We start from the raw sequence: 1,459 nt of genomic DNA, 5'->3' as shown, positions 1-1,459 counted from the left end.
TAATGCCTGCTCGGCTAATTTTTTTCTTTTCTTTGAATTTACTCCGGCATAAATCAAGGGGACTTCTACATTATACAAAATAGTAGTTCGTGCAAGCAAGTTAAATTGTTGAAAAACAAAGCCAATCTTTTTATTTCGGATTTCAGCTAATTTATTATCATTTACTTTACTTATATCCTCTCCGTCCATGATAAAAATTCCTTCTGTAGGATGGTCAAGACAACCTATGATATGCATCAAGGTGGATTTACCAGAGCCAGAAGGACCCATTATGGCTACAAATTGACCTTTATTAATATGAAAAGAAACTCCCCTTAAAGCATTCACTAATACTTCGCCCATTTTATATACTTTGGTTATTTTTTTTATTTCCAACATTAAGAAGCACCTTCATAATTTTTTATTTATTATTTTTTACTTTCTTATCATAACCCCGCCACCCATACCCGGAGGCATTCCTCCTCCAAATAGATTAGCCTCTGGCTTTATACCAGCAAATTGATAAGCATTAATCATAATTTGATCTCCTTCGATTAAGCCATCCTCTATAACGGTATAAACTCCATCACTAACTCCAGTTTTTACGGGGATTAATTTTGGTTTACTATCAACTACCTTAGCTACCATGGACTGCTCATTTTGATTGAAAACCGCGGTAATCGGAACTAATAATTTACCTTCCACCTGATCAACAATAATCTCTAATAAAGCAGAAAATCCTGGTCTAAATTCCGGTTCAGCTGTATTTACCTGGATTACCACTGGAAGGGTAACCACCCCATTAACATTTTCGGTATAATAACCGATCTCTTTTACTCTTCCTTCAAATTCTCTATCTGGAAAGGCATCCAGTCTAATAATTACTTCCTGCTCTTTTTTTATTTCTAAACTGTCAATTTCATTAACGGCAGCGTTTATTTCATAACTGCTGTCATCTATTAAATAGGCAACTTGCAACCCTTGAGTTACATAATCACCAGGTTTTACTGAAATATCAGTAACTAAACCAGAAAAAGGAGCCTTAAGAGTAGTATCTTCTAAACTTTTTGCAGCTATGGTCAAATCCAATTTGGTTTCTTCTATCCCACTATCTGAACCATTGATCTTAATCAATTCATAAGCATTTTTTATTTTTAAATAATTTAGCTCTCGTTCATTTTTATCTAATTTTATCAAGTCTTCTCCTTGGGTAACTTTATCACCTTCGTTAATTAATATTTCTTTAACTTCACCATTTAAATTAAAACTAAGTACCTTTTCATCTACTGGCTGTAAATAGCCGCTAGTGGAAACTGTCTTTCTAAGATTTCCTTTTTCTAAGGTCATCACCGTTTGCGGATTGATAGTGATATTAATATTTTGATCGGTTAACTCTTTATCGCTATTTACCTTAAAAAATCTATTCCAGACCAGAAAGGTAGCAATTAATATAATAATTACTCCCACCATTAACCATTTC

Annotated in this window: 2 protein-coding genes; both read right to left on the bottom strand. The window is 33.5% G+C overall.

From position 1 onward, the window contains the following. On the bottom strand, positions 1–378 hold a 378-nt coding region (locus COZ07_RS00730), incomplete at its 3' end, for an ABC transporter ATP-binding protein (RefSeq protein ID WP_406606699.1). Between the two features lie 36 nt (positions 379–414). Beyond that, positions 415–1,459 (bottom strand): efflux RND transporter periplasmic adaptor subunit (locus COZ07_RS00725; RefSeq protein ID WP_406606698.1); only part of this gene is annotated, 1,045 nt, incomplete at its 5' end.

The organism is Candidatus Infernicultor aquiphilus, assembly GCF_002784285.1.
Classification (GTDB): Bacteria; Atribacterota; Phoenicimicrobiia; order Phoenicimicrobiales; family Phoenicimicrobiaceae; genus Infernicultor; species Infernicultor aquiphilus.
The sequence above is the reverse complement of the archived record's forward strand: the minus strand, read 5'-3'. Positions and strand labels throughout refer to the sequence as shown.